Annotated in this window: 1 protein-coding gene; it reads left to right on the top strand. The window is 66.6% G+C overall.

Translation table 11 applies throughout. The annotated features are described in order from the left end of the window. Positions 1-509 (top strand): tetrahydrofolate dehydrogenase/cyclohydrolase catalytic domain-containing protein (locus tag LZA78_RS17570; protein WP_306798993.1); only part of this gene is annotated, 509 nt, incomplete at both ends.

Genomic DNA, 509 nt, shown 5'->3' with positions numbered 1-509 from the left:
GCCGAGACCTCGGAAGAAGAGCTGCTGGCGCTGATCGACCGGCTGAACAAGAGCCCGGCGGTGCATGGTATCCTCGTGCAGCTGCCGCTGCCGGGGCATCTGAACTCGGACCTGGTGATCAACTCGATCGACCCGGCCAAGGACGTGGACGGGTTCCACATCTCGAACGTGGGCCTCTTGGGGACGGGCCAGAAGGCCATGGTGCCCTGCACCCCGCTTGGCTGCCTGATGATGCTGCGCGATCACCTCGGGAGCCTGTCTGGGCTGAACGCGGTCGTTGTGGGGCGCTCGAACATCGTCGGCAAGCCGATGGCGCAGCTGCTTCTGGGCGACAGCTGCACGGTCACCATCGCGCATAGCCGCACCAAGGATCTGGCCTCGGTGTGCCGTGGCGCCGATATTCTGGTCGCCGCCGTGGGTCGCCCCGAGATGATCCCGGGCGACTGGGTCAAGCCGGGCGCGACGGTGATCGACGTGGGCATCAACCGCATCGAGCGCGACGGCAAGAC

Origin of the sequence: Rhodobacter flavimaris, from assembly GCF_021378075.1 — a bacterium.
In the GTDB taxonomy this organism is placed as follows: domain Bacteria; phylum Pseudomonadota; class Alphaproteobacteria; order Rhodobacterales; family Rhodobacteraceae; genus Rhodobacter; species Rhodobacter flavimaris.
Note: the sequence above shows the minus strand (reverse complement) of the source record. Positions and strands in the feature narration are given on the sequence as shown.